The following is a 24,464-nucleotide window of genomic DNA, read 5'->3' on the forward strand; positions in this document are numbered from 1 at the left end:
TTTTGGCGGATTCATCAAATTCAGAAGTTACGGCGCAGCTGAAATTTAAGTCTATAAAAAATTGAATTAGTAATGTTAATCTTTTGACATATGGAAACACCAGAAGAAATGTATAGAGAACTCCAATTAATGAGCCTGGGATCAATGAGGAGCTGCACATGCATGCTGCTAACGGACACCTCGAATTATAAAGTTCACGGGACAGGTGTTTTTATTCAGATTCAAGAGCACTATTTCCTTGTTTCCGCAGCTCATGTTTTCGACAGGTACAGGGATTTATTTATTTTTTTATCAGAAGACTATGAAATAATTAAGCCTGGCGGCACTATCTTTTATAATAATCCAGCAAATAGAGATAAAGATGGAATTGATGTTGCTGTTTTGAAATTGGATGACAATTGTGTTTCGCATATTTTAAGGAGATATACTTTTGTACAGGCGGAGGATTTGGCTATCAATCATACATTCAGAGATGGGGAATGCTACACATTTCTGGGTTATCCCACATCAAAATCAAAAGTTTTGTACAAAACCGATATTTTCGATGCTACTACTTTTTTTTATTTTACTTCGCCGGCAAAAAATGAGGAATATTCAAAATTAAATCGTAATCCGGCAATCAATGTTGCGGCATTCTATAATAAAAAACTTGCCTATAACGGCAAAAACAATACTTTTGGAACTGGCCCTGATCTCCACGGTATCAGCGGGTGCGGTCTATGGTATACAGATCCTTCACATTTAGTTTCAGGAGTCATAAAACCTAAACTAACTGCAATAATGACCGATTGGCCTGTAAAAAACAGATATATAATTATAGGAACCCGCATTGATGTTATTACCGGGCTTATAAAAAAATACCTTGATGTCGATTTTCCTGAATCTAGGATTGTAAGAGTACATTAATTATTTAATTGTTTCTTATATTTAAATTTCAAAATAACCAACCATATATAGTTTAAAAATGTCAGATGAAATAATTTAACGGTCTATTAATGGAAAATTAATTTAAAAAAGTTTGAAATATTAACATTAATCAAAAGAATAAAAGAAATGGAATTTTTTTTAGAAATTAGATTTGAAGATTTGAATTGCAATGCCATAATTCATTTCGCAACAACATTTATTGTGAAAAACGAGGTCGAGGCGAAGCATTTTGTTGCAGAACTTTTAGCTGCGTTTGAAAGGAGAAAGGTTGTTATATTTTCTAGATCCTATAATCGATTGGATAACAATCCTGATCTTAAGGAACGAATGTATGAATATCACAACTTCTATTTGAGTAGGGCTACTGCGCATATTCAGGTAGAGCAGTTCCATCTTGAAAATCCAAATCAGGAGCAATCTTTGTGGGATAATTTAGTCAGCAAATTTTTTGAAGGTGATGATTCTACTGCTAATATTGGAACCAAATATAATATTCCGGTAAGAGTAGTGGATAAGCAAACAAGAAATCCAATCAATGATGAATTTTATTATTTTTCAGTGGAACAATTAATTCCGAAAAATTAATTTTAAGCGGAACCACTAGAAGAATTATATAGACTATGGAAAACTTAATAGATAGATTTGCCGATATTTGTTTTACTTTATCCAGAGAAGATATTCTGGAATTAGATAAGGAAGACAATGGCGCAATACATAATGTTATATCTGGAATTAATCGCAATTGCTTTGGGGTTAAATTATTTGATGATCAAGCATCACTTCTAGTTCATATGTTTTTTATAAACAATCTGAATCAATTAAAAGGGGATATCATCTGCCTAGAAATTGATGACCCTGAATATTTTACTCTTCTTTTCCGATTCTGCCTAATGATTGCCGATGATTACGAAGAAATTGATGCTATCAATGCATTTAATATTTTCCAAACGCGCTTGAGATCTTTTCTAGAAAAAATGGGATTTTTTACCACAACAACAATTGAGCTGAAAATGTTCGAGTGTAAAAACGCGGTTGGAGCTTCTTCAAGACCTATCAAAGTGATTAGACTAATTGACAAAGTTGAATTCCTTCGAGAATTATTTGACAATAATTACGAACTGAAATCCGAAGAAGATAAAGAATATGTTTATTTGATGGTAAATGAAGAAACATCATTAATTAAAATAGGTACAAGCATAAAACCACATTATCGTGAAAAGACGCTTCATTCACAGGAGCCAAAAATCTTCATAATTGCAGTATGGTGTTGCGACAAAGCCTTAGAAAGAGAGCTTCATAAAAAATACAGTAAAAGCAGAGTTCGAGGCGAATGGTTTAGATTAAAACTTAGAGAATTAGAGGAGATTGGAAAATTCATGAATTTAAAATGTAATATCCAGTTATAACACAAAACTTAAAAAAATAATATGAAATTAAATGACATAGTATACTTGAAGGCAAGTACTGAAAAATTAATGATTACATGGGTAGTAGGAGTTACAGAAAGTGCCGGATTGCCAATCGATGTAAATAGAGGTTTAATGATGAGGCCCGATTATCAAACGGGAGATATAGCAGTCAAGTACGGCAAGAATAAAAAAGCCACAATTCCAGGAAACAGCTTGATAGCTAATCTGGCAGATAGAATACCTGCTATAAATAGTGAACTAAAAGTAGGAAATGTCGTGAAGCATCGTTTGACAGATGATGAGATGACAATCAACTGGATCGTAGGACAGGATCAATTAGGCAATAGCCCAATAAATTTTAATAAGGTATGCCATATGCAAGGTTATAAGGACGGTGATATTGTTTGCGGTTATTTTGAAAATAAAGACTACAAGACCAATTTTTTCAAAGTCGATGAAGTAGAAAAATTTATGAGTAAATACCATACGCTCGAATGAACCCGGTCTTGATTTGGGAGATAAAAAAACAGAATATCTAATTTTAAAAATGTAACCATGAAAAAAGTTTTACTCTTTTTATTATTATTTGGATTGAAATCTTATTCCCAGATTCTTAAGGAATCTGACAAGGCAATTATCACTTCAGCGGTAAAAGAGGCCTTGCAGGAAGAATCAAATCGCCAAACGGAATCAAAGGCCGAAGCGGCAAAAAAAGCCAAAGCTACGGCTGTTATGATGCGGCTTGACACTATTGTCGATTTAGATGTCTATTACAAAATTACCAACAGATACATTCATTCGGTCGAGGTTAAAAATGGGGTCTATTACTTCAATTTTAAAGGAGATGTGCCAGACGGAGGACTGAAAGATAATAGTACAATTGTCAACTCAGAGATTATAAGAAATGGAACAGTACAAACATCCAGAATAATAAAAGAAGGTGCAGGAAGAATTATGGTTTTTGCGGAATTGGCTTATCCTAATAGTCCGGAGATTATAAAGGAACAAGAATTGGGCATAGGTCTTATGTCCGTTCCGTTTAAAGTGCGTGGAAGAGTTGGTGACATACCTTCGGAATCAAGTGCCAGCATAAAAAATGTTTCTTTAACTTTTGGATATTTCAGGACTCGCGACAAATATTATTACACAGGAAAGAAAACCCGTTTCAGATGGGGAGTAGTTGGACTGGCAGGGCCATCAGTTGAAACCTTAAAGGCTGGAAATACAAACGGACAGATTTTGGATAGCGCTCCCACAAGTCAGGTCTATTTAAGCCTCAGTAGCGGAGTCATGCTAACCGTGTACGATAAAATTAATTTAGCATTTCTTCCCATCGGTGCAGATATAGGATTTTCTGACACTTCTAAGAAATGGATTTATAGCAATAAATATTGGTTTGGATTTGGTCTGGGTATTGATACTTCATTATTCTACTTTTCAAGTAAACGCCTTGCTGACAAATAAGGTCTTTAAATATTAAGGATGTTTTAATTTAATTTTTTACAAATATGGGAGCTATAAATTGGAGGTTGGAGACCTTAATAAATACTTTGTTAGATATTGTCGTGGTCAAGTCTGGATTAGTGATTTCAGAAGATTTTCTTATTGGAATACTTGTACAGGGCTATCCTGATGAGGAAATGTTTAAAGATTATAATTCTAAAAAAGGAATGACCATAAGAATGCGATCCGAGAATTTTGATGAATATTGCTGGTTGGTGCGGAAGAGACTGGGAGAACTTGACGAGAGTGATTCGCCATTATTGTTAAATGATTTAGAAAAATATTTGGAATGGGATAGCAAGGGATATAATATTGTTGGGGTTCATGAAAGGTTCATGGAATTAATGGCCGAAGCATATGATCACGAAAATCCAACGTTAATAGATCCTAATCCCATAGTTGATAAAATTTTAGAGGAAAAAATTGCTCCTGCTGAAGTTGTTATAAATGCGTTAGAAAATATCATGCATAATCAAAAAATGTCGAACAATATAAAACCTGTTGAAGAAATTTTATGGGACGGTGGAATTGAATTAAACAAATTGTTTCAAGATGAACACATACCTCTTGTCGCTTCCCAATTTATTGATCAAAAATTTATTAATTATCTGGCTGTCAATCCAGAGAAATTGGAATATATGCACTGGCGAAATTTTGAAAGACTAACGGCTGAGTTTTTTAACAGACAGGATTATTCAGTAGAACTTGGACCTGGTTCAAATGATGGCGGTATTGACATAAGGGTTTTCGATAAAAATGATAGCATAAAGCCTTATATAATAATCCAGTGTAAAAGGCATAAAGAAACGAATGATGTCAAAATTGAAACGGTTAAATCATTCTACTCGGATGTCCAGTTTGAAGGTGCAGTAAAAGGGCTTATAGCCACGACCTCCAGGGTTGCTACTGGAGGCAAAAAGGTGGTTGCCATTAGAAAATATCCCCTGCAGTTTGCTGAGAATAAGGAAATAGAGAGCTGGGTAAAAGCGATGACAAAACGATAAAGATAAAATTGTTATGACGAAACAAATTGCCGATCAAATTGCCGATCTGCTGAATGCAAGAAACCAATTAGTCAACACTTATACAGGTGAATGCATTTTAAAATCGAGAGCTAATTATGTTTATCTGGTGGATAGCGGAAAAATTATTGCCTTAGCTGAAAGCAAGAAGGTTCAATGGTATCAATGGGAAATTTCACATGTCGTAGTTGCAGAAGAATACGAGGGGAAAGGTTACGGTAATGAAATCCTTGCACTGGCAGAAGCCAAAGCGCAAGATGGCGGTGCAAAAGTTCTGCAATGCACCATCAGAACCAGCAATGATAGCAGTATCCGTCTTTTTTCAAGGAAAGGATATTCTCAGGTCAACAGATTTTTCTATCCAAAAAGCGGAAACTGGGTGTATGTTTACCAAAAGGTAATCAGTGTTAAGTAACGATAACGAAAGGTTTAAAATATTAAATGTTCATAAATTATTTTGACTTTCTATAGCTGCAAAAGGTTACTTATTCCCAATTGTTAAGATGATTATGGACTTGATTTTAATGTAATATGAAATATTATAAATGGTTTAAGATTTTAGAAGTATAAACAACAAGACATGAATGAAATAAAAGATAATGATCAGATACAACTCTGTATCGAATGCGCAAAGGATATTCGACTAAAAAAACTGATTAGTAACATCGGAATAAAAGGGTTGTGCACCTGCTGTGAAAATAATGAATTTGTCATAGGTGCTGAGAGCAACGAATTTATTCAGATGATTAAGGCCTTGATCCGTTATCATTTTTCCGAGTGGGACTACAACGAGCATTGGGGAGGAGATGGATATATTGCGCTCATTGAAGAAAATTTTATAAATAAGGAAAATTTTAAGAATCAAGATATTTGCGATGAATTGATGGATATTATAGATTCGTTTGAAGCATACGAAGATTCTGACAAGGGCGTTTCAATATTTGCTGGTCATTACGATGGTCAACAAAATCCTCTTCTTCAGGCTATTAAGACAAATTTAGATTATTCCATAACCGAGATTGCAGAAAAACTAAAAACTGAGAATTACTTCAAATTTGAAGATCAAATAACCAAAATGCTGTCGAAGTATGCAGACTGCGCAGAAATGCTTATAAAGAAAGAAACCGGTTTTTACAGGGCTAGAACAGGAGTTGAAGATAAAAAAAGGAGCGTGATAACTGGGGGATTTGAAGGACAAGACATATTTGTTCCATTTTCTGGCACAAAGATTGGCGCTCCTCCACCTGGAATTGCGGGTATTGGGAGATTAAATAGAGCAGGGGTCACTTATCTTTATTGTGCTACTGACAAATACACCGCGATATCAGAAATACGTCCTCATCCGGGTGATGTGGTTTCCATAGGCAAATTTATTACAAATAGGGATTTGAGAATTTTCGATCTTACTGACAGTCAATTTTTGAATTTTTATCAAAGTGATAAGAGGCTGCGAGAGTTCGGAAAGCTGAATACATTTAGTGAATTGATGCAGCAGGTCATTCCACCTGCGGAAAGGCATGTATACAGCATAACACAATTGATCGCAGATTGTATTAGAAAACTGGATTTTGACGGCATCCTGTTTGCAAGTTCTGTCGGTACAGGTGAAAATTTGGTTGTTTTCGAACCTGAGCTGTTACATTATACATTTGAAGAAGCGGAGGTCGTAGAAATAAAGGAAGTAAATTATCAATATTTTCAGAGAGAATGTAGAAAAGATGTTTCGGAAATTTTCTGATAATAAATAATATAAGAATGATATTTTACAAGATCTATTTCTTATAAGTGTTGTTTGTATATAAAGTACGAAATTTTAATATTGCAGATTGTTGAAATCTGAGCTATTAAATTGGTTAATGGTATTAAGAAAAATAATTTAAAACAATTGAAATGATTTATAATATAAGTGACATAAAAGTCGGAGATGAAGTAATTTTTAATTCTACAGAAGCTCAAACCAATCATGATGAGTTTTGGGAAGTTACAGCAATAACAGGGAACAGAATCCACATCAAGCTGGACAAATTTGGCATTCTTGCATATTACACAATTGACATTACACAAGTCGTCATGCATACGCCGCTTTAGATAATGGGATTGACTTAATTAGAGACTTTCTAAAATTTTAATGTATAAAAAGAAATGAAATTTACAATTTACTCTACTAAAGAGCAAAAGAAGGATTTAGAATATGAAGTCCTTTCTCAGGAATTTTATGGTTTTGTCACAAGACATTTAATGCGGTGGACAGAAGAACCTGAGTATAGTGAAACAATAATTTCACGAAAAAATACTATTATAAACTTGTCCAGCACCTTATTATCAAAAAGTATCTATGTTTTAGAATCAGATGATGACGGATATTATCAAGATGCTGAATATGCGTGGCATGAGAGTAATTTCCTTTTATCAGTCCGCAGGTTAAATACAATAGAATTTATTGAATTTGCAGGCGAATTACTTGTGAAGGGAATTTTGGATTTGAGCTTTATCAATGATGCCCTAAAGGAAGAAAATGCTTCCTTTAAATTTGTGTATGCAGATAGGACCTACGGAATAGAAGTATTTCCAATTGGGGATATAGAAAAAGAAAGCTTTAACGATGAACATCCAAATATTCGTCTATTGGTTGATCGAATGGAAAATTCTTTGCAGAGGGAAGATTATTCAAATGTTTTGCATTCCAGCGCAAGCATTTTTGAAACTATGGCCAAAGAAGTAATAGGCACTGATGGCATCCAGAATCAGACTTTAGGAGGTTTCTTTGATAGGTATAGAAATGAATCTTTATTGCCTGGTTCTATTTTGGATTATATTTTAGAAATCTACAGAAAAAGAAATTCTGAGCCGCTTTCCGGACATGGAAGTTTGGAGGCACCTTCAATTTCGAGTGAGGAAGCAATTGTTCTTAGTCAGATGACCAAAGCATTTGTAAAAATAGAATCTCATCTGCAAAGGCAGGTTACCTCAAGCTAATTTAGAAAGAAAAAAATATGAGTTATTATAGAATAGACCGACGAGATTTCGCGATTGGAGATATAATCCGTGCAAATGCTGCATTCATCAATAATATTAATGCTGCACGTACTGCAATAGAAGATTTATTGGAAATGAACCGTCCAGAAGCAAAACCAAACAGGAATGAGATAGTTAAATTATTTGATTCGTTTTCAGCTGCAAAAAAATATTGGATTCTAGATACTGATTCAAAATTTTACGAGGTTGAAATCGCGGAAGATGATATACTGCATCGGGGGAATTATCCTTTGGTTGAAAGTTTAGCACTCGAAACGGATGGTGGAATTAGAAATGCCATTGCATTGCAATACTGGAATGAAGAAGTTGCAGGCGACGTAGACGATGTTGTTGTGGAAAATTATGTAAATCAGGCAACTGTAATTAGAATTGTCTGCAATGATGAAGAAGTAAGGAAGAACACTAAGAGAGCTTACTATAACCAGGATACGATGAAAAATGTTGAAATTTTACAGGATGAATAAACTATTAATTAGTTTTAACCTATATTTTCTTCCTTCCTTAATTCTTCAATGAAATATTTAGGCGTAATCCCCGTATAGCTTACAAAAGCGTTTACGAAACGTCGGGTTGTGGAGTAGCCGGCTTCCAGGGCAAGAGCTTCGTGCGTGTAGTTCTGAAGGATCTTTTCATTTCTGATCCTCTTGGCTATATAGTCTATCTTAAGGGAGTTGATGTACTGGTAGAATTTTAGGTTTCTGTGGCGTAAAATTATAAGCGACAGGTATTTGGTGTTTGTATTGAAATGGCCTGCAAGTTTGGTGAGGTCAAGATCCTTTTCCAGGAATTTCCTGCCGGATTCAAATTTTTTCAGAGACTGCAGCACGGCCTGTTCGGCATCCCTGCTGATTACGAAATCAGTGTCATCGTTTTTTTTCCGCTTTTGCTTTGTCGGCCTGTTCAATTTTTTGGAGCAGTTTTTCATACTTCCTGCGCGATTCGCTTTTGATTCTAAAGAAACATATTATACCGAATGCGATAAACAGAAACATGATGCTGATAACCGATATGGATATCAGATCATTGTGCTTCTCACAGCAGGTCTTGCGTCTCATATTCCTTGCGGATTTTTCCCTGGAGATAGGCATAGGAGAGATGCAGCTTCTTATCCACTTCCCACAAGTATGTCTTTGATCAGGATGTCTGCAACCTTTGGGCTAATCCAGTAGGCGCAGTCGAAGTAGGTGGTCCGTTCTTACAATTTAAAGCCTTGTTTCAAAAATATCGCTTAAATAATATTATACATCGAGTAAAAATACCTGTTTACTCTGAGTTGAAGTTTTTATTTTGAATTACGATAAGTTATTGTTTATTAACACTTAGTTTAAAAAATGTTGTGATATTTAAGTATTTAAATAGATCTTATGATACTTGTAAAGAAGTGTGGACGGAGTAGTAGTAATACAAGTTAAGAAAGAATTGGATGTTAACTTAAGGCAATTGTATTCAAATCTTTTACTGTTTGTTACGTTGTATTTGATAACACATGGAATATTTTTTCAATTAAGTATTTCATTTGATGAAGAGTATTCGGTAGTAAATAAATCAAATACATTATGTAATATGAAATCAGCCTATTTATACGTTCGTGTGAGTACGGACGAACAAAAGAGAAAAGGATACTCCTTACCAGAACAGGAGGACAAGCTATTGAAATATTGTAAATATTACGATATAGAAGTCAAAGGAATTTATCGCGAAGATTACTCAGCCAAGAATTTCAATAGGCCAGAATGGAACCGATTATTTTCAGAAATTAAAAAGAAATCATCAGGAGAAGATAAAAATATACTATTTGTCAAATGGGATCGATTTAGCCGTAATATTGAATATGCGTACGAAATGATTGGAAAGCTTCGGAGATATAAAACAACAGCAAAGGCTATTGATCAGCCAATTGATTTCTCTGTGCCGGAAAGCACAGTTATGCTGGCAGTATATTTAGCTGTTCCGGAAGCAGAAAATACGCGGCGAGCCCAAAACACAGCAAACGGCATTCGACGGGCAAAGCTTATGGGCAGACATCCAAGTAAGGCACCATTAGGATTTATCAATTTGACATCAACGGATGGCAAAAAAGCTATTGCTCCTAAAGAACCTGAAGCCGAAATTATAAAATGGGCTTTTTATCAAGTTGCCAAGAATGATCATAAAATAACTGAAATCATGAAAATAGCTCATGATAAAGGGTTAATATGTTCAAGATCACACTTTTTCAGGATTTTGCACAACCCAGTTTATTGCGGGCTTATACCGATCAAACTTGATTCTAGTGAAGAGAAAGTGGTGAAAGGATTACATGAACCATTGATATCTGAGTCTTTATTTAAGCAGGTTCAGTCTGTAATTAATACAAAGAGAAGAACTACTGCCAAAAGAAATGATTTACAATCATTATTTTTTCTTAGAGGTTTTTTAACCTGTCCTGTTTGTGATCGAAAACTTGGCGGAAGTGTTTCAAAAGGACGATCAAAAAAATATCCATATTATCATTGTCGTGATGGCTGTAAGACAAGGATAGATGCACTCTTTCTTAATGATTGTTATCAAAATAAACTTCAACGATTAATACTCTCAAATAATACAGTTGAATTATTTAAGAACATTTTAGAAGACCAAAATATAAAGACACAGAAAGCAAGTTATTTATATGCTCAAAAAGTATTAGAGAGGAAAATAAAAGAGGAGGGAGTAACCCTTTCTCGAGGCAGAAAATTATTTATTGCCGGAATATTAAAAATTGATGACTATAATGAATTAAAAAAAGAGAATCAAGTCAGTACCAAAAATCTTAAAAAGGAAGCACGTGATATTGTCGTTAAATTAAAAGCCATTGATAAAAAAAATTAAGTAGAAGAGAACGCGTTAGTCGAAATCTTTCAAAGATTTTCTGAATTTGATGTCTCAGACAAAAGGCATCTTGTAAATCTTATTCCACCGACTGATATTGATTTTAAAACAGGAGCACTTTCTTTAAATCTAAATCAGGCATTTTTAAAAATACTATCAAAAAAAAGTAACCGAAAAAACAATAAAAAAAATGAATTTCATTGAGAAGAATGTTTCAGTAGAAAAAGCCGCTATTATTCTTTCCAAGAATGGTATTCAGGTAGATGAGAAGGAAGCCAAAATTATTTTGGAATTACTATATTTAGTTTCAAAAAATTACGATAAACCAAAAGAGAAAAAAATCCTATATCCTTAACGGGACTTCGAACCATCATTCAGCTTCGATTAAATCTCAGATAAAGCCACTTTTAGACTGTTTATTTCTAACAGACTAAGAATTCCTTGTGAAAAATTCGAACCATAAAATATTAGGTCGTAAAGGCTTGAAAAATCTACAAATTTGTGCATAAAAAAAGAGACAACTATTATATAGTTGTCTCCTTAAGTGACCTTACTGAACAATTTACAAACCATTTTATGAACGATTTAAAGAAATTGGCTTATTTTCAAGTGAATTTGTAAGATAATTTTTTGATTTTTTGTTTTGAAGCGGTTTGCATGTATCGTTAGGGTATGTATTGAAAAACGTTAAATAACTTTATGCTTTTATCTTTTAGCTGTAATAATTATTTGTTGGGTAGATACTTGCATATCTAGATAAAATATAGTGATTAAAAATAAAATATTTATTTAAGAAAATGAATATCAAAATTTGTTGATGATATAATTCAACCTTTCAGATAAAACAAACTTTAGATTTTTTAATTGTGTAAGATTTAATACAGGATATTATTTTATTTAATTTTTATAATGCTTTAAATTGATCGCGTTAAAAGAATATGAAATCATTAAGTAGCTCCAAATAGCAAGTTTATTTTCATCTTGTATTTTTGGCAGATATTGCATTGCGTTTGTTGATTTATAAAAAGAAAAGGCATAATTAATTTCCAGTTCTTTGACAGGTAAGTACTTCAAAGAAAAATCATTTTCATATCCAAGAAACTTTGTCATTTTTTGACCCAAATTATTTAAAAGCGGGTATCGAGTATAAAAAAGGTGAAAATCAGAACGAAGAGATAGTTTACTATTTAAGGGAATTACGGTAAATAGATAAGGATTTACTAAACCTTTTCCGTTAACGTCGGAGGGAAAACGGGTAAAGACATTCATATTTCCATTGAACTTCCATGATAGATTAGGACTGCTGCCACTAATTATTTCTGCACCTAAACGCCAAGTAGATTTCAATAGAGATAATTTAACTTCAGGTTGAAAATAGTAAGCAAATAATTTTTGACCTTTTGAATTACGTCCAAACTGCCAATATGAATTTAAAGTATAATACCATTGTTTCGTTTTAAATTCTATTCTTCCGCCTGCTGTTGCACGAGTATACAATTTCCCTGAACTTGAGTTTTCTAAAAAATCAACAGCATTCAATGAATTAAATGAAAATCCATGATTGTTATTGTAATTGAGACTATTTACCAACAGGTATTTATACCTATTTGATGCAACAGGAGAGTAGGCTGACTCAAATTCAGTGCTGTAGTTTCTGGTAAACAAAAAGAAAAAATCATTAGAGAAATATTTTGAGTATTTCATTATCCGTATTCCTTCATGGGCTCTCCCTTGCTGTGCCCAAGGAGCATCAGAAAATAATCTGCCATTATCTAATAAAACACTTTGCCTTCCCAATCGTACATTTAGAGATTTAATCTTAGTCTCAAAATACAATTGATAAAAATTAATGCTTCCAACTTTGGAAGCTTTGCTGTTTTCATCCCAAAGATGAATTTCCTGTAAATCGGATTTAATAAGCCATTTTTCTCTAGCATACTGCATAGAAATTCTGTTTCTCTGGGTAATAATAAAATAAGGATCAATTGAATCGTTGGGAGGAAGAAAATAATTTGAAGTATATTCGACTCTTGGTCTGATTTCAATATTCATTAGAAACTGTTGGGATAAGCTATTTTTTTGCTGTGCGTATAATTGAAATACACATAAATTAATAAAAAGTAATAAGATTTTTTTACTCGCAAGTATTTTGACTATCATACTTCTAATATCCTATAGAATTAGTGTATAAAAGTAATAATAGTATTCATATTTACAATATTATAATTACGTTTGATAATCCGCATTTATAATTTGTTCTGTTAAATCAGTAATGCGATTAGAGCCGGCACTTCTACCAAAGAATCTATGACAAATGCAAAAGCCTGAACGATGATTATTACCAATACTCCATGCATGCAGCAATGTTAAGCTGGAAAATACTGCCCGTCGCTGTTAAAGAAGATCAAAATCTGTCTCACAATTTGTGTGAAACAGATTTTTTTTGGTTTCTCTATTGGTGCAGCGATAAAAAAAATAATTTTGAAGAACATTCTATACTTTTAAATTACCAAATATCATAACTGTAATATTTTTAATGCTCCTCTAGCGACTATGAAAAACACACAAACACCAATAATAAGATCGGGTACCATTGAATTAGTAAAGTATACTAATATACCAGCAATTATGACTCCCATATTAATTACAATATCATTCGAAGTAAAAATCATACTAGCTTCCATATGTGCCTCTTTACTTTTAGATTTTTGAAGCAGGTAAAGGCATAACGAATTACCTACAAGTGCAAATAATGAAACTATTATCATAGTTCCGTATGCAGGAATATGGTCTGAGTCTACAAATCTTCTTAAAACTTCAATAAGTCCCAAAACTGCAAGACCAATCTGAAAATAACCACTTATTTTTGCTACACTTCCTTTTCTTGAAGCTGTGCTCCCGACAGCAAACAGAGCTAAACCATATACAATGCTATCGGCGAACATATCCAAACTGTCGGCAACCAATCCCATCGAATTGGATATAAAACCTGTAATTATCTCTATTAGAAAGAATGAAAAGTTTACAATGAGAACCTGCCATAATAACTTACTTTGCTGTGAGTCACTGTTTGTCTCTACATGTTCTGATGTATGTTCTGATGCCAGCAGAGTGCTGTCCAGATTAAGAGTATCAATTGCATTTGTTATAAGAGTGTCGTCGTCCGTATGATAGATCTTTAATCTTCTGTTTGCAATGTCAAAATCAAGCTGTTTGATTTGTTCTAAACCAGCGAGCTTCATTCGTATTAATTGTTCCTCACTGGGACAATCCATTTTTCTTATATTATATATACTTTTTTTCATAAGACTATATTTTAATCTTAATACCTGCATTTACAACAAATCCGTCTAACGGTGCATAAATATCTTTGAAAACAGGATTTGAAATTGGTCCTGTGTAGATACTTCCAAATTTTGTCTGTCTGGTATCAGTAAAATTTTCAAAATTGGCAAAAATTGAAAAATTTTCCCAAAGCTTTTCTACCATGAAGCCGAAAATCCAATATTCCCTTCCAGTTGTACCATCACTTAACTTTTGAGGACTGTAATAATAAGCTTCTAAACCAGCTTTCCATTTATCTTCGACTTCATACATCAAAACATTATTTAATCTGTGTTTAGCAGTTAAAGGATTTTGAGATTTTATGCCATTGTTGTCTATCGAAGCATCAGTAAAAGTGTACCCAACAAATAGTTTAAAATCTTTATAGCCTAATTTCACATTTGTTTCTGTTCCTTTTGTATCTAAATATCCATTAATATTTACAAATTGGTAAAGGTCATTAGGAAGCGAAGTTAAAATCAGTGGATTATCAACATTTGTATAAAAGAATAATTGATTCAATGATAATGAAATATCTTCGGTAATTTTAGTTTTATAATTCACATCAAAGTTAAGTCCGTAACTTTTTTCAAGTTTATTGAAATCACTATTAATAGGGAGTACATTTTGATATTGAATACGCTCGCTTTCTTCGGTAAAAATAGTTGGTGTTTTGTAGCCTAAACCGCCACCAAGTCGTGAAGTAAGTTTGGAATTAATTTTAAATAAAGCTGAGATTCTAGGTAATAATGAGAATCCGTAATCAACAACATAATCACCTCGAAGACCAGTCTCGATATCCAGCCATTCTTTAGCTTTGACGGTATTCTGAACAAAAGCACCATAAGTGATCTGATTATAGTTTCTTAATGGAAAAGCTGTCTGGCTGTTTTCAGTAAACTTGTCAGTATATAAATTTCCACCAGCAACCCATTCTGCAATTTCTCCATTTTTAGAATAGCTGATTTCTGAGAAAGTACTGTTCTGCAGGCCATCAAAAATATAGTCAGGAATAGTTATAATGCGGCTGAAATTATTAAAACTGTTTTTAATGGTAATAGATTCCTGATCATTAAATTTATGAGTAAGGGTGAACTGAGTGCTTATTCTCTGCGTTTTATTTTTTTCGAAATAACTGTCAGGGTATTTATTTTCGTCTTTTATATAGTCAATATTCCCGCCGATACGATTTTCAAAAACTGTATTAATGCCAAAATTTAGTTTAGTGTTTTCATTAAAATTGACAAAAAGTTTTGGATTAAAATTAAAGCGTTCGAATTTTGGAATCGCAGTAAGCTGTATATCAGCAGGGTCATAAGGAGCGTTTCGGTCATGAGATGCAAAAACAGTCAATCCAATTTTATCAAACTGCTGGGAATAAAAACCATTAATATTCAAACCAAGAGCGGAAGTCCCATTAATTAGAAATCGCAATTCTCTTTCTTCGGTAGGGGTTTTAGATACAAGATTAACCAAACCTGCAATTGCACCACCTCCGTAAAGGGTAGAGGCAGAACCTTTAATTATCTCAACCTGTTTTAAATCTAACGGAGGAGTCTGCAGCAATCCCAGTCCGCTTGATGCACCTGAGTATACAGGAAAACCATCTTTTAAGATTTGTGTATATCGTCCGTCTAGTCCCTGAATTCTGATTGAAGAATTTCCAGAAGTAGCTGAAGTATGCTGGGTCTGGATTCCGGTACTTTCATTAAGCATCATACGGATATCCCCCGGTTTCATATTTGCTTTTTCTTCAAGTTCTTCTCCTGCTATAAACTCAACTCTGGTTGGAATATTGCTGATTGTTCTTGTACCTCTTGTAGAAGTTACCACTATTTCTTTCATTTCTTCGGCTTCTTCTTCCATTTCACTTTGCAATGCAATTTCTATAAAATTGACAGCTGCAGGCACTTTAAAAAGTGTTTTATTGGGAGCATAACCCTCTATTGAGATCGATAATGTGTAGTCTCCATTTTTAAGGTTTTCGATAATGATGTTACCATTATTATCTGATGACAAAACTTCATTGGTTTCTTCAATTTTAGCTGAAGCACCTTTTACAGGTTCATTGGTTGATGTATTTTTTATATGGAATGTGATTTTATTCTGTGCCTGTACAGTGCCAATAGATGCTATTGCCACAATCAATAAAATATATTTAAACATTTGTGATTTCTTAATGTTAATAAAGGTGATAAGCCCGCTTAATTGAAGTTAAGCAGGTAAAAGCGGTATTTTATTAAGAAATTTTAGGAGGCTGCCAGATTTTGCAGATGAAAGAAGAATCGACAAATTTATAGTATGATAGTGTCTGTGAAGCTTCTTCAATTGTGAATTCTAATTTTTCGGTAATAATTGAAGAATTAAAGTTTATTGTAAAACCAATACAGGTTCCACAGGAATAAAATGGCGAACATTTTCCATTGCATTCATCACCGCAGTCATGATACTCACCCTTGCAGTTTTTTTCCACTCTACACTCAGAGTGTTTAGCAAACGCAGAGCAAGGTACTGTCGAAAGAAACAGTACAATGAACGATAATATTGTTACCCATATTTTCACGCGTCAAAATTATAAATATTTTACTTAGTAATTTCATGTAATTGTTTTTCTTTCGGCTAAGTTTTCTGTTTTTTTGTTAATATAAATATAAAATTATTGTGCTAGTCTTATATAACAAGGATTAAAGTGGTTTGTATTCTGTCAAGTCACCTTTTAAAATATTCAAACCATATATATTTATAGGTAAAAGTCTGGTTAAATACAATTTAAAAGCATAAAAAAAACGCTAATTCCTCGGAATTAACGTTTTTTTAAGAAGTGACGTTTAGTTCACAATTTACAAATCATTTTATGAACGATTTAAAGAAATTAGCTTATTTTCAAGTGAATTTGTAAGATAATTATTTTAAAAGTTTGTTGATAAGCGGTTTGTATGTATCGTAAGGGTTAAATGTTAAAAATCGTTAATTCAGTAATAGATGTGATTTCTGTCATAATAACTTATAGATTTAAGTTGAAGAGAGCGAAAAAAAATGTCATCAGTAAATTTAAATTATTATTCTTAAAATTTTATAATCAAAATTTGTATATGATAATCTATTGTCCATTAGAAATTATTCAATTTAGCAACATTTTTTATCTTGCTGAATTGGTGGACATGGCACAGTTCCATAACTGCAATATACACAGCAATCACCTTGATTTGGTTTAAGAGTTTGTTTGCAGTTCTCACATTCGTAAAAAAATTGGCATGCATCAGTTGGCATAGTTTCTTCTTTACTGTGGGAGCAAAGGGGGCAGGTTATTATTGATTGTAGAACGATTTTCATTTTAATTTTTTGTTAGTTACTGTATAGCCTGTTGAATTTATTGCTTTTTCAATTTCATTAATAGTAGTTTTGGAATTATCAAATTCTACAATTGCGTTACCATTAGTATAATTTACATTTGAATTTATTATTCCAATCAATTTATTCACTTCGTGATTCACGTGTTTTTCACAGCTGGCACAAGTCATTCCGCTTATTCTAAACTCAGCTTTTTGAGTGCTGGTCTTTTTCACGACCAAGACTTTCTTTTCTGTATTTGGATAAAAAATGCTTGAGTAGTAAGGAAACGAAAGCATGAGGGCTGCAATTACTGTAATTATTCCTAAAAACATTTTTGAATTAACGAATTTCGGATTTTCTTCTCTATCGCAGTTACAGTCTATCAGCTTTTTAGTTTTCAGCTTTTGATACCAAGATAAACCAATAATTATAACAGTCAGGCCGATGAAATAAGGCCTCATTGGTTCAAGCCATGAAAAAGCAGAAGCAATCCCGCTTGTTCCGGCAACTAATGCTAATATGGGAGTAATGCAGCACAATGAAGCAGCTAATGCTGTGAAAAATCCGGCTCCGATCATTTTATTCTCTGTTTTCATATTTTTTCTAAAATTTCATTTTGTGCTAAAATTTCGAAGAAAGGTTTCAGCATTTTTTCATATTCCTTTGTCAATGAATAGAAAATGGTCTGCGCTTCCCGTTTAGTTTCAATAAGTTTTCTGTCTTTTAGTTTCCGTAAGTGCTGTGAAATTGCAGAAATACTCATTTCAAGAATATCACTTATGTCACAGACACAGAGCTGTTTTTCTTCATAAAGTAAAAAGAGAATTCTTAATCTCACATTATTGCCAGCCAATTCAAGCCCACTTGATAAATAGTCAAATGAGGTATTGAGTTCTGATACTCTGTCTTTACAGCGGATTATTTGTTTAATATCTGCTTGCTGTCGTATACAAATTATATCTTCCATAATGCAAATTTATACTTTTTGCTTATTTAAGCAAATGCTAAAATACAAAATAATTGAATTAAAATTTTGAATGATTCCTGCCCATAAAAAAAGACAACTTTTTGAGTTGTCTTTTAAACAGTAAAGCGAAATATTACTTTTTGCAATCTTTCGGAGCACAAGTTCCCGAATCGTCACTACAGCAATGCGTAGAACATTTTTCAGTGCAGTTTTTCTTTGCATCAGTTTTTGATAAGTTCGCATAAGCGAAGATACTTCCAGCAGACAATACCAATGCTGCAAGAGTAATGTACATTTTGTTTTTCATAATTTTAATTTTAATGATTAATACTACTTAAGACGCACTAATCTAAAAATGATGCAGGCTTTGCTGATTTTTTTTTTTTAACAGCCTGAATTTTCTATATATGAAGTTTTCAAAAATGATTCGGTGTTATCAGCATTTTCCTCCGCTGCATGATTTTTTAGAGGTAACGTTCATAATATTTCCACGGCGGTCTAATTCAATACTGCAGCAATCCAGAAGCATTTCCTTTAATTTGGATCTGCCTCTTTGCACTCTAGAACGGATGGAAGGGTAGGCAAGGCTGTATTTTTCTGTTAAGTCTTTCTGTTTAATTCCATGTATTTCGCTATCCATGATAATGTCCCGATAGTCTTCCGGCAGCCGCTCAATGAATTTTATTAAACAGCAGTCCAGACTTTCCGAAGTATCAAAATCTGTTTCATGCATAATCTTTTGCATCATACATTCGGTCAGCTCTGATTTCTTATGATTGGAATCTTTTCGGTAATAATCAATAATGGAATTTCTTGTGATTGTGAAAATCCAGCTTTTTAGTTTGCCTTCGTCGGTAAGTGATCCTAAATTCTCGTTTATCTTTATAAAAACTTCCTGCAAAACATCGGATGCATCGTCGGTATCATTTATACGAGCCTTTATATATCTGCCCAAGATGATATAAAACTGATTGTGAATAGTATTTATTTCCAAATTCATAAAATTTATCTTCTGCTTATGCAATAAGATGGATTAACAACAATTGATTTTACTTCTGAAATTATTCCATAAGTTGGCCGTTTTTGGAATGCATAAGAAAAGATGAAGAATTGCCATTAGGATAGCTCCCGGCAAAAGATTTACAATTAACAGATTAAAGAATCCTGGAGATTGATTTATATTGTAAATCATAATTTCCCCATTTTGAAAAGTAAACCTGATGGAGAGATAAACTGCAATTGACGCAAAATGAAAACCATTTACAAATAAATGGACAATGTATTCCCAGCGGGGAAGCCCTCCCATAAACTGCCTGCTGTCTTTTTCTATAAAAGCATCGTAACCGAGAACCAGTATATCCAGAATGACAATGGTCAAGCCTATTACAAAACTAGTATGATTATCCTGTTTCAAGAACAGAAAATAAAGGATTGCCGGAAAGAAGACAGCTCTCAAAGTATGGGTAATGTGCTCGGTTTTACTTTCTTCTCGATCGTGAAGCTGGTATTTGAAAATATGCAGATAAAAGCCGTCATATAAGGCCAAGACCGCAAATAGGACAAGAAAGAAGGATGAAATGATAATTGCTGTTTCCATTTTATTTTTGATTGATTATAAAAGCAAAACTATTGGAAAGTATAATTAGCAAAAAGGACAAATGTCCTCGAATTTACAGACTAATTTCTTTTCTGATCCTGCTCAGCGTCCTGCGTGTTATTCCAAGATAGCTTGCAATATCATTTACTGAAGCCTTGTTTACAACAGCAGGCTGTTCCTTAAGCATGCGCATGTATTTTTCCTTTGCAGTTTCATTGCACAAAACACTGGCATACTGTTCCATTACCATATACTGCCGTTCGGCAATTGTCCTTCCGATATTCTGCCAGAGAGGGCTCTTTTGATAGAGATTCTGCAGGTCATTGTAACTGATTGTTATAAGTTCCGTATCTTCCACTGCCTGAATGGAAAGTTCCGAATGCTGCTGCGAAATAAAGCTTTTATATGAAGCTGTCAGATTATTTTCTGCACAGAAGCAGGAAGTCACTTCTTCGGATTTTTCATTTATGTAATATGTCCTTAGCAAACCTTTTTTAATAAAAGCCGCTTCATGAGAGGTTTTGCCGATCTCTGCAAAATAACTGTTTCGGGCTAATGTCCTTGTTTTGAAATACTGACTGTACTTTTCAAATTCCTGATCGCTTAGAGGGACAATGCTCTTTAAAAATAATTTAAAACTTTCCATAGCAGGTTTTATTTCAATACATTAATATGCTTTTCTAAGCATAAAGGCGTAAATGTCCGGAAGAGGACTCTCTTCAATAGCGCGGGCTGCTTTTTCAATATCATACGGAACTCTTATGAATTCTACTTTAATGCCGTCTTTTTTGGAAATATTGCTGCTTTTTTCAATTGTTATCACAGCATAACAGCAGTGTGGATTTCTATCTTTAGGTTTTCCAACCGACCCTGCATTAATGGCGTGAAAATAAGTGCCTTTTTTATTTGGATTTTCCAATATGCGATGATACGGCAGATGAGAATGTCCGCAGATAAGAATGTCCGTATTGGAATCAAGAAAGATGTCGGTAAAATCTTTCTCATTTTTATCCTCAAGCAAATATTCCCTGTTGCTGTAAGGACTCCCATGGACCATCAAAATTTTTATAAGTCTGCTGGCCGTCTGGTATTCAAGTTTAATATGGGCAGGAAGAGCAGAAAGATATTTGATCTGCTCTTTGCCCACAATCTGATATGCGTAGCTTTGAATGTCATTTGAACCGTCATTATGTATCTCGACAGCTTTGACATCGTGATTTCCTGCAAGGGTAGGGATATGCTTTTTACGAATCTCATTGATCACGGCATTGGGGCATAAATTGTAGCCTACTAAATCTCCTAAGCAGTAAACGGCATCAATATTCTGCTCTTCAATACTTTTTAGGGTCTGCTCCAATGCGGGGAAGTTCGCATGTATATCCGATATTATTGCAATTCTCATATTTCTTTTAAGCAGTTTCTGCAGGCAGTTGTTTTGTAAAATACTTTTTTCTAAACCAAAATGCAAGGTTTACCAGTGCTATAAGAGCAGGTACTTCTACCAAAGGACCAATAACACCTGCAAATGCCTGTCCGCTGTTTATTCCGAATACTCCAATTGCCACGGCAATAGCCAATTCAAAATTATTGCCGGTGGCTGTAAACGCAATAGATGTAGCCTTTGAATAGTCAGCCCCAAAATATTTTCCTGTAAAAAAGCTGATGACAAACATTAAAGTAAAGTATATGACAAGCGGTATTGCAATACGCACGACATCCATCGGGATTTGAACAATAAGTTCCCCTTTCAGGCTGAACATTACAATGATCGTAAAGAGCAGTGAAATAAGAGTAATCGGTGAGATAAACGGCACGTACTTATCCTCAAACCATTCAGAGCCTTTTAAAGCTATCAAAGCATAGCGGCTTATGATTCCCAGAGCAAATGGAATACCTAGATAGATACCCACACTCTCGGCAATCTGTGCAATGATGATATTGACTTCAAAACCATCATATCCAAAATAGGGAGGTAGAATGGTTATAAAAATGTAAGCGTATACACTATAAAGCAGTACCTGAAAAATACTGTTTAGGGCAATTAGTCCTGCAGCATATTCGCGGTGTCCGTCTGCCAGATCGTTCCATACCACAACCATTGCGATACAACGTGCCAGGCCAATCAGGATCACCCCGATCATGTATTCAGGATATCCGCTTAAAAACAGGAGCGCCAACAAAAACATCAAGACAGGGCCTACAATCCAGTTCAGGAATAAAGAGGCGCCCAAGACTTTAGTGTTCTTGAAAACCTGTCCCATCTGTTCGTATTTTACTTTTGCCAGTGGCGGGTACATCATCAGGATAAGTCCTATTGCCAATGGAATGTTTGTTGTTCCGCTGGAGAAAGAATTGATGAAATCTCCGCTGGAAGGAATAAAGTATCCTATAGCCACGCCTATAGCCATAGCAAGGAAAATCCAAAGGGTCAAGAAGCGGTCAAGGAAGCTTAACTTTTTGCGTCCGACAGCTGGTGCACAGTTATTTGCTGACATTTTATTTTTTTATTTGTGAGAATATGTAAAACATTTCAGTTCCAATCTGCAGACTGCGCTCCAGATAAGTTTCTTTCTGCTGAGGCGTTCCGTCGGAAATTTTTGGATCTTCAAAAGTGATCGGGATTCTTTTCTCAGCGCCTGCTATAAACGGGCATCCACCGTCAGCCTGCGAACAGGTCATTATTGCGGCAAATCCGCTTTCAGGATTGAAATCATCATCATAGGTTTTGGAAAAACCGATAACAGGAAGTTCGTCAGCTGAATATTTTATTGAATAAACGGGGTTTGAACCCTCTGAAAGGGTTTTGATGTTGAATCCTGAATCCTTCAAAGTCTCCGCTGCCATCGGGAAAAGGGCAGTAGCCTCGGTTCCTCCTGAATAGCATGAAACGTTTTTGATGCCGTAATAGGCGGCGGCAGTCTGCGCCCAAACCTGCGATAAGTGGCTTCTTCTGGAATTATGCGTGCAGATCAGGTTTAGTCTGGTTTCCAGCTTACTGTCCACTTTGGTCTGAATGAAGTCGATTAATGGCTGCAGGACTGCTTTGCGATCTTCAGAGATCTGCTTAAAATCAAATGATTTAACGGTATTCTCAATTTGTGGATATAACATAGTTTTTTGGCTGTAAAGGTTTATTGATTATCTGTTTAATGATTAGCAGCATCCTCCGCCCGGAGTGCATGAAGAAACATTATCAGTATTTAGCTGAGATAATTTTACTTTAGGCTTATCAGATGGAATACCGCACTGCTCCTGAGCTAAGCAGGCTGTCTGTTTATTAAGCAGAGTGAAGTTTTTGCCGTTAAAATCCAAATCGTATTTCCCGATTGTAGTGTTCTGGTACTCCACTTCAATTTCATTGTCTTCAATTCCCAAGACTTTTTCTGAAAGCTCAATGATGTGGATCAGTTTCTGAGGTTTAAGCCTGTGCTCGTAGTCGTTGGCATCCCAAAGCTGGAAGTTTACAACTGTTTCTTTTCTTACTGTTCCTCCGCAGTCGATGAAGTTTTTGGTAACCAAGCCTACTTCAGTTACGTGAAAATATTCTGGTACAAATGTGCCGTCCGGCAATTCAAAATTTACAGCTTCCACTGTTTTAAGCACTTCTTTAATTTCTGAAAGTTTCATAATTTTTTATATTTAGTTAAACTATATTTTTTATTAATTAATAACGGAGCTTCTTCTTTCAAGAAGCGCAGTATTTCTCCAGATACCATTCTGTTTTCCGATTTTTTCTCTTGTTCCAAGTATTCGGAAGCCTGCTTTTTCATGGATGCGGAGACTTGCTGTATTCTCAGGAAAGATTCCTGCCTGAAGCGTCCAGATTCCTTCTGTTTCGCTCTGTCGGACAAGTTCATTTAAAAGGGTAAGCCCGACTCCTTTTCCTGAATGTGCTGGATCCACATATACGCTCACCTCTGCAACCCCCGCATAAACGCAGCGTGAAGAAACAGGTGTAAGGGCAGCCCAGCCAATTACCTTGCCATCTTCCTGCATCACAACCCGGCATGACTTAAGATGTGACTGGTCCCAGTCTTCCCATGAAGGGGCGCTGGTCTGGAAAGTGGCATTGCCGGTATCTATCCCTTTTTGGTAAATTATTTTTACCTGATCCCAGTGTTTATCCGAAAGTTTTCTGATTTCCATATTTTTATAGATTAGCAGCATTCACTTCGCTTTTTTGCCAAATGATCTGATATATGCTCAAAGAAACCTTTTATCTTTTCAAGTCCAGGTTCGTTGATGCAGTAGCAGATAGAATTTCCTTCGATGCTTCCTTTAATCAGTCCCGCATTTTTCAATTCTTTCAAATGCTGTGAAACGGTCGGCTGTGAAAGGGGAAGTTCGTTTACAATATCTCCGCAGATGCAAGCATCCACTTTTAATAAATATTCCATAATAGCAATACGCGCAGGATGGCCTAATGCTTTTGCTAAAACAGCCAGCTCGTTCTGGCTTTCTGTAAAGTGATCTGTTTTTGTTGCTCCCATCGTTTT

Annotated in this window: 31 protein-coding genes; 13 read left to right on the forward strand and 18 right to left on the reverse strand. The window is 34.6% G+C overall.

Features of this window, described 5'->3' with window-relative positions:
• Positions 1-90: 90 nt before the first annotated feature.
• From ABDW27_RS22650 to ABDW27_RS22700, 11 genes are all read left to right on the forward strand, one after another.
• Positions 91-906, forward strand: a complete 816-nt coding sequence (locus tag ABDW27_RS22650; protein WP_343697987.1) for a hypothetical protein — start codon at positions 91-93, stop codon at positions 904-906.
• Between the two features lie 147 nt (positions 907-1,053).
• Entirely contained in the window at positions 1,054-1,512 is a 459-nt protein-coding gene (locus tag ABDW27_RS22655; RefSeq protein ID WP_198855783.1) for a hypothetical protein, read from the forward strand.
• Positions 1,513-1,547: 35 nt separating this feature from the next.
• Positions 1,548-2,333 (forward strand): GIY-YIG nuclease family protein, encoded by a 786-nt coding sequence (locus tag ABDW27_RS22660; RefSeq protein ID WP_343697988.1) that lies wholly within the window; start codon positions 1,548-1,550, stop codon positions 2,331-2,333.
• Between the two features lie 21 nt (positions 2,334-2,354).
• A complete protein-coding gene (locus tag ABDW27_RS22665; RefSeq protein ID WP_343697989.1) occupies positions 2,355-2,834 on the forward strand; it encodes a hypothetical protein in 480 nt (159 codons plus the stop codon).
• A gap of 57 nt (positions 2,835-2,891) precedes the next feature.
• The gene (locus ABDW27_RS22670) at positions 2,892-3,800 is read left to right on the forward strand and encodes a hypothetical protein (RefSeq protein ID WP_343697990.1); all 909 of its coding nucleotides are present in this window, start codon (positions 2,892-2,894) and stop codon (positions 3,798-3,800) included.
• 44 nt (positions 3,801-3,844) lie between these two features.
• Positions 3,845-4,843 (forward strand): restriction endonuclease, encoded by a 999-nt coding sequence (locus tag ABDW27_RS22675; RefSeq protein ID WP_343697991.1) that lies wholly within the window; start codon positions 3,845-3,847, stop codon positions 4,841-4,843.
• 13 nt (positions 4,844-4,856) lie between these two features.
• Positions 4,857-5,276 (forward strand): GNAT family N-acetyltransferase, encoded by a 420-nt coding sequence (locus ABDW27_RS22680; protein WP_343697992.1) that lies wholly within the window; start codon positions 4,857-4,859, stop codon positions 5,274-5,276.
• A 165-nt stretch (positions 5,277-5,441) separates the two neighbouring features.
• A complete protein-coding gene (locus tag ABDW27_RS22685; RefSeq protein ID WP_343697993.1) occupies positions 5,442-6,599 on the forward strand; it encodes an RES family NAD+ phosphorylase in 1,158 nt (385 codons plus the stop codon).
• Between the two features lie 152 nt (positions 6,600-6,751).
• Positions 6,752-6,949 (forward strand): hypothetical protein, encoded by a 198-nt coding sequence (locus ABDW27_RS22690; protein WP_343697994.1) that lies wholly within the window; start codon positions 6,752-6,754, stop codon positions 6,947-6,949.
• 54 nt (positions 6,950-7,003) lie between these two features.
• The gene (locus ABDW27_RS22695; protein WP_343697995.1) at positions 7,004-7,837 is read left to right on the forward strand and encodes a hypothetical protein; all 834 of its coding nucleotides are present in this window, start codon (positions 7,004-7,006) and stop codon (positions 7,835-7,837) included.
• A gap of 17 nt (positions 7,838-7,854) precedes the next feature.
• Positions 7,855-8,361, forward strand: coding sequence for a hypothetical protein (locus ABDW27_RS22700; RefSeq protein WP_343697996.1), 507 nt, complete (start codon positions 7,855-7,857; stop codon positions 8,359-8,361).
• Between the two features lie 14 nt (positions 8,362-8,375).
• On the opposite strand, the gene ABDW27_RS22705 is transcribed toward ABDW27_RS22700, so the two are convergent.
• Positions 8,376-8,822, reverse strand: coding sequence for a helix-turn-helix domain-containing protein (locus ABDW27_RS22705; protein ID WP_343697997.1), 447 nt, complete (start codon positions 8,820-8,822; stop codon positions 8,376-8,378).
• Between the two features lie 458 nt (positions 8,823-9,280).
• Between ABDW27_RS22705 and ABDW27_RS22710 the strand changes: the two genes are divergently transcribed.
• Complete coding sequence (locus tag ABDW27_RS22710) at positions 9,281-10,747, forward strand: recombinase family protein (protein WP_343697998.1); 1,467 nt, start codon at positions 9,281-9,283, stop codon at positions 10,745-10,747.
• A gap of 190 nt (positions 10,748-10,937) precedes the next feature.
• Positions 10,938-11,102, forward strand: coding sequence for a PTS sugar transporter subunit IIBC (locus tag ABDW27_RS22715; RefSeq protein WP_343697999.1), 165 nt, complete (start codon positions 10,938-10,940; stop codon positions 11,100-11,102).
• Between the two features lie 542 nt (positions 11,103-11,644).
• Here ABDW27_RS22715 and ABDW27_RS22720 read toward each other — a convergent pair.
• From ABDW27_RS22720 to ABDW27_RS22800, 17 genes are all read right to left on the reverse strand, one after another.
• Positions 11,645-12,799 carry a hypothetical protein gene (locus tag ABDW27_RS22720; RefSeq protein WP_343698000.1) on the reverse strand — a complete coding sequence of 385 codons (1,155 nt, stop codon included), beginning with the start codon at positions 12,797-12,799 and terminating at the stop codon, positions 11,645-11,647.
• Between the two features lie 464 nt (positions 12,800-13,263).
• Complete coding sequence (locus ABDW27_RS22725; RefSeq protein WP_035691042.1) at positions 13,264-14,052, reverse strand: cation diffusion facilitator family transporter; 789 nt, start codon at positions 14,050-14,052, stop codon at positions 13,264-13,266.
• A gap of 4 nt (positions 14,053-14,056) precedes the next feature.
• Positions 14,057-16,237 (reverse strand): TonB-dependent receptor plug domain-containing protein, encoded by a 2,181-nt coding sequence (locus tag ABDW27_RS22730; protein ID WP_343698001.1) that lies wholly within the window; start codon positions 16,235-16,237, stop codon positions 14,057-14,059.
• A 73-nt stretch (positions 16,238-16,310) separates the two neighbouring features.
• On the reverse strand, positions 16,311-16,634 hold the full coding sequence (locus ABDW27_RS22735) for a DUF6660 family protein (protein ID WP_343698002.1): 324 nt from the start codon (positions 16,632-16,634) through the stop codon (positions 16,311-16,313).
• A 563-nt stretch (positions 16,635-17,197) separates the two neighbouring features.
• Positions 17,198-17,404 carry a GDCCVxC domain-containing (seleno)protein gene (locus tag ABDW27_RS22740; RefSeq protein WP_012025078.1) on the reverse strand — a complete coding sequence of 69 codons (207 nt, stop codon included), beginning with the start codon at positions 17,402-17,404 and terminating at the stop codon, positions 17,198-17,200.
• Entirely contained in the window at positions 17,401-18,000 is a 600-nt protein-coding gene (gene merTP / locus ABDW27_RS22745) for a mercuric transport protein MerTP (protein ID WP_072953533.1), read from the reverse strand. The genes ABDW27_RS22740 and merTP overlap by 4 nt, the downstream gene beginning before the upstream one ends.
• Positions 17,997-18,371 carry a metalloregulator ArsR/SmtB family transcription factor gene (locus tag ABDW27_RS22750; RefSeq protein WP_008463711.1) on the reverse strand — a complete coding sequence of 125 codons (375 nt, stop codon included), beginning with the start codon at positions 18,369-18,371 and terminating at the stop codon, positions 17,997-17,999. Before ABDW27_RS22750 ends, merTP begins: the two co-directional genes overlap by 4 nt.
• A gap of 133 nt (positions 18,372-18,504) precedes the next feature.
• The gene (locus ABDW27_RS22755; protein WP_157498527.1) at positions 18,505-18,678 is read right to left on the reverse strand and encodes a hypothetical protein; all 174 of its coding nucleotides are present in this window, start codon (positions 18,676-18,678) and stop codon (positions 18,505-18,507) included.
• A gap of 129 nt (positions 18,679-18,807) precedes the next feature.
• Positions 18,808-19,371 (reverse strand): RNA polymerase sigma factor SigZ, encoded by a 564-nt coding sequence (gene sigZ / locus ABDW27_RS22760; protein WP_072953532.1) that lies wholly within the window; start codon positions 19,369-19,371, stop codon positions 18,808-18,810.
• A 33-nt stretch (positions 19,372-19,404) separates the two neighbouring features.
• The gene (locus tag ABDW27_RS22765; protein WP_072953530.1) at positions 19,405-19,968 is read right to left on the reverse strand and encodes a hypothetical protein; all 564 of its coding nucleotides are present in this window, start codon (positions 19,966-19,968) and stop codon (positions 19,405-19,407) included.
• 73 nt (positions 19,969-20,041) lie between these two features.
• Positions 20,042-20,614 (reverse strand): Crp/Fnr family transcriptional regulator, encoded by a 573-nt coding sequence (locus ABDW27_RS22770; protein ID WP_072953528.1) that lies wholly within the window; start codon positions 20,612-20,614, stop codon positions 20,042-20,044.
• A 21-nt stretch (positions 20,615-20,635) separates the two neighbouring features.
• Entirely contained in the window at positions 20,636-21,370 is a 735-nt protein-coding gene (locus tag ABDW27_RS22775) for a metallophosphoesterase family protein (protein WP_129053267.1), read from the reverse strand.
• A gap of 7 nt (positions 21,371-21,377) precedes the next feature.
• Positions 21,378-22,463, reverse strand: coding sequence for an ACR3 family arsenite efflux transporter (gene arsB / locus ABDW27_RS22780; protein WP_289877171.1), 1,086 nt, complete (start codon positions 22,461-22,463; stop codon positions 21,378-21,380).
• 1 nt (position 22,464) lies between these two features.
• On the reverse strand, positions 22,465-23,079 hold the full coding sequence (locus ABDW27_RS22785) for a protein-tyrosine-phosphatase (RefSeq protein WP_223705942.1): 615 nt from the start codon (positions 23,077-23,079) through the stop codon (positions 22,465-22,467).
• A 42-nt stretch (positions 23,080-23,121) separates the two neighbouring features.
• Complete coding sequence (locus ABDW27_RS22790; RefSeq protein ID WP_041515704.1) at positions 23,122-23,595, reverse strand: DUF6428 family protein; 474 nt, start codon at positions 23,593-23,595, stop codon at positions 23,122-23,124.
• Positions 23,596-23,628: 33 nt separating this feature from the next.
• Complete coding sequence (locus ABDW27_RS22795; protein WP_223705941.1) at positions 23,629-24,114, reverse strand: GNAT family N-acetyltransferase; 486 nt, start codon at positions 24,112-24,114, stop codon at positions 23,629-23,631.
• Between the two features lie 11 nt (positions 24,115-24,125).
• Entirely contained in the window at positions 24,126-24,458 is a 333-nt protein-coding gene (locus ABDW27_RS22800; protein WP_041515706.1) for a metalloregulator ArsR/SmtB family transcription factor, read from the reverse strand.
• Positions 24,459-24,464: the final 6 nt, after the last annotated feature.

The sequence above is a fragment of the Flavobacterium sp. genome (assembly GCF_039595935.1).
GTDB lineage: Bacteria > Bacteroidota > Bacteroidia > Flavobacteriales > Flavobacteriaceae > Flavobacterium.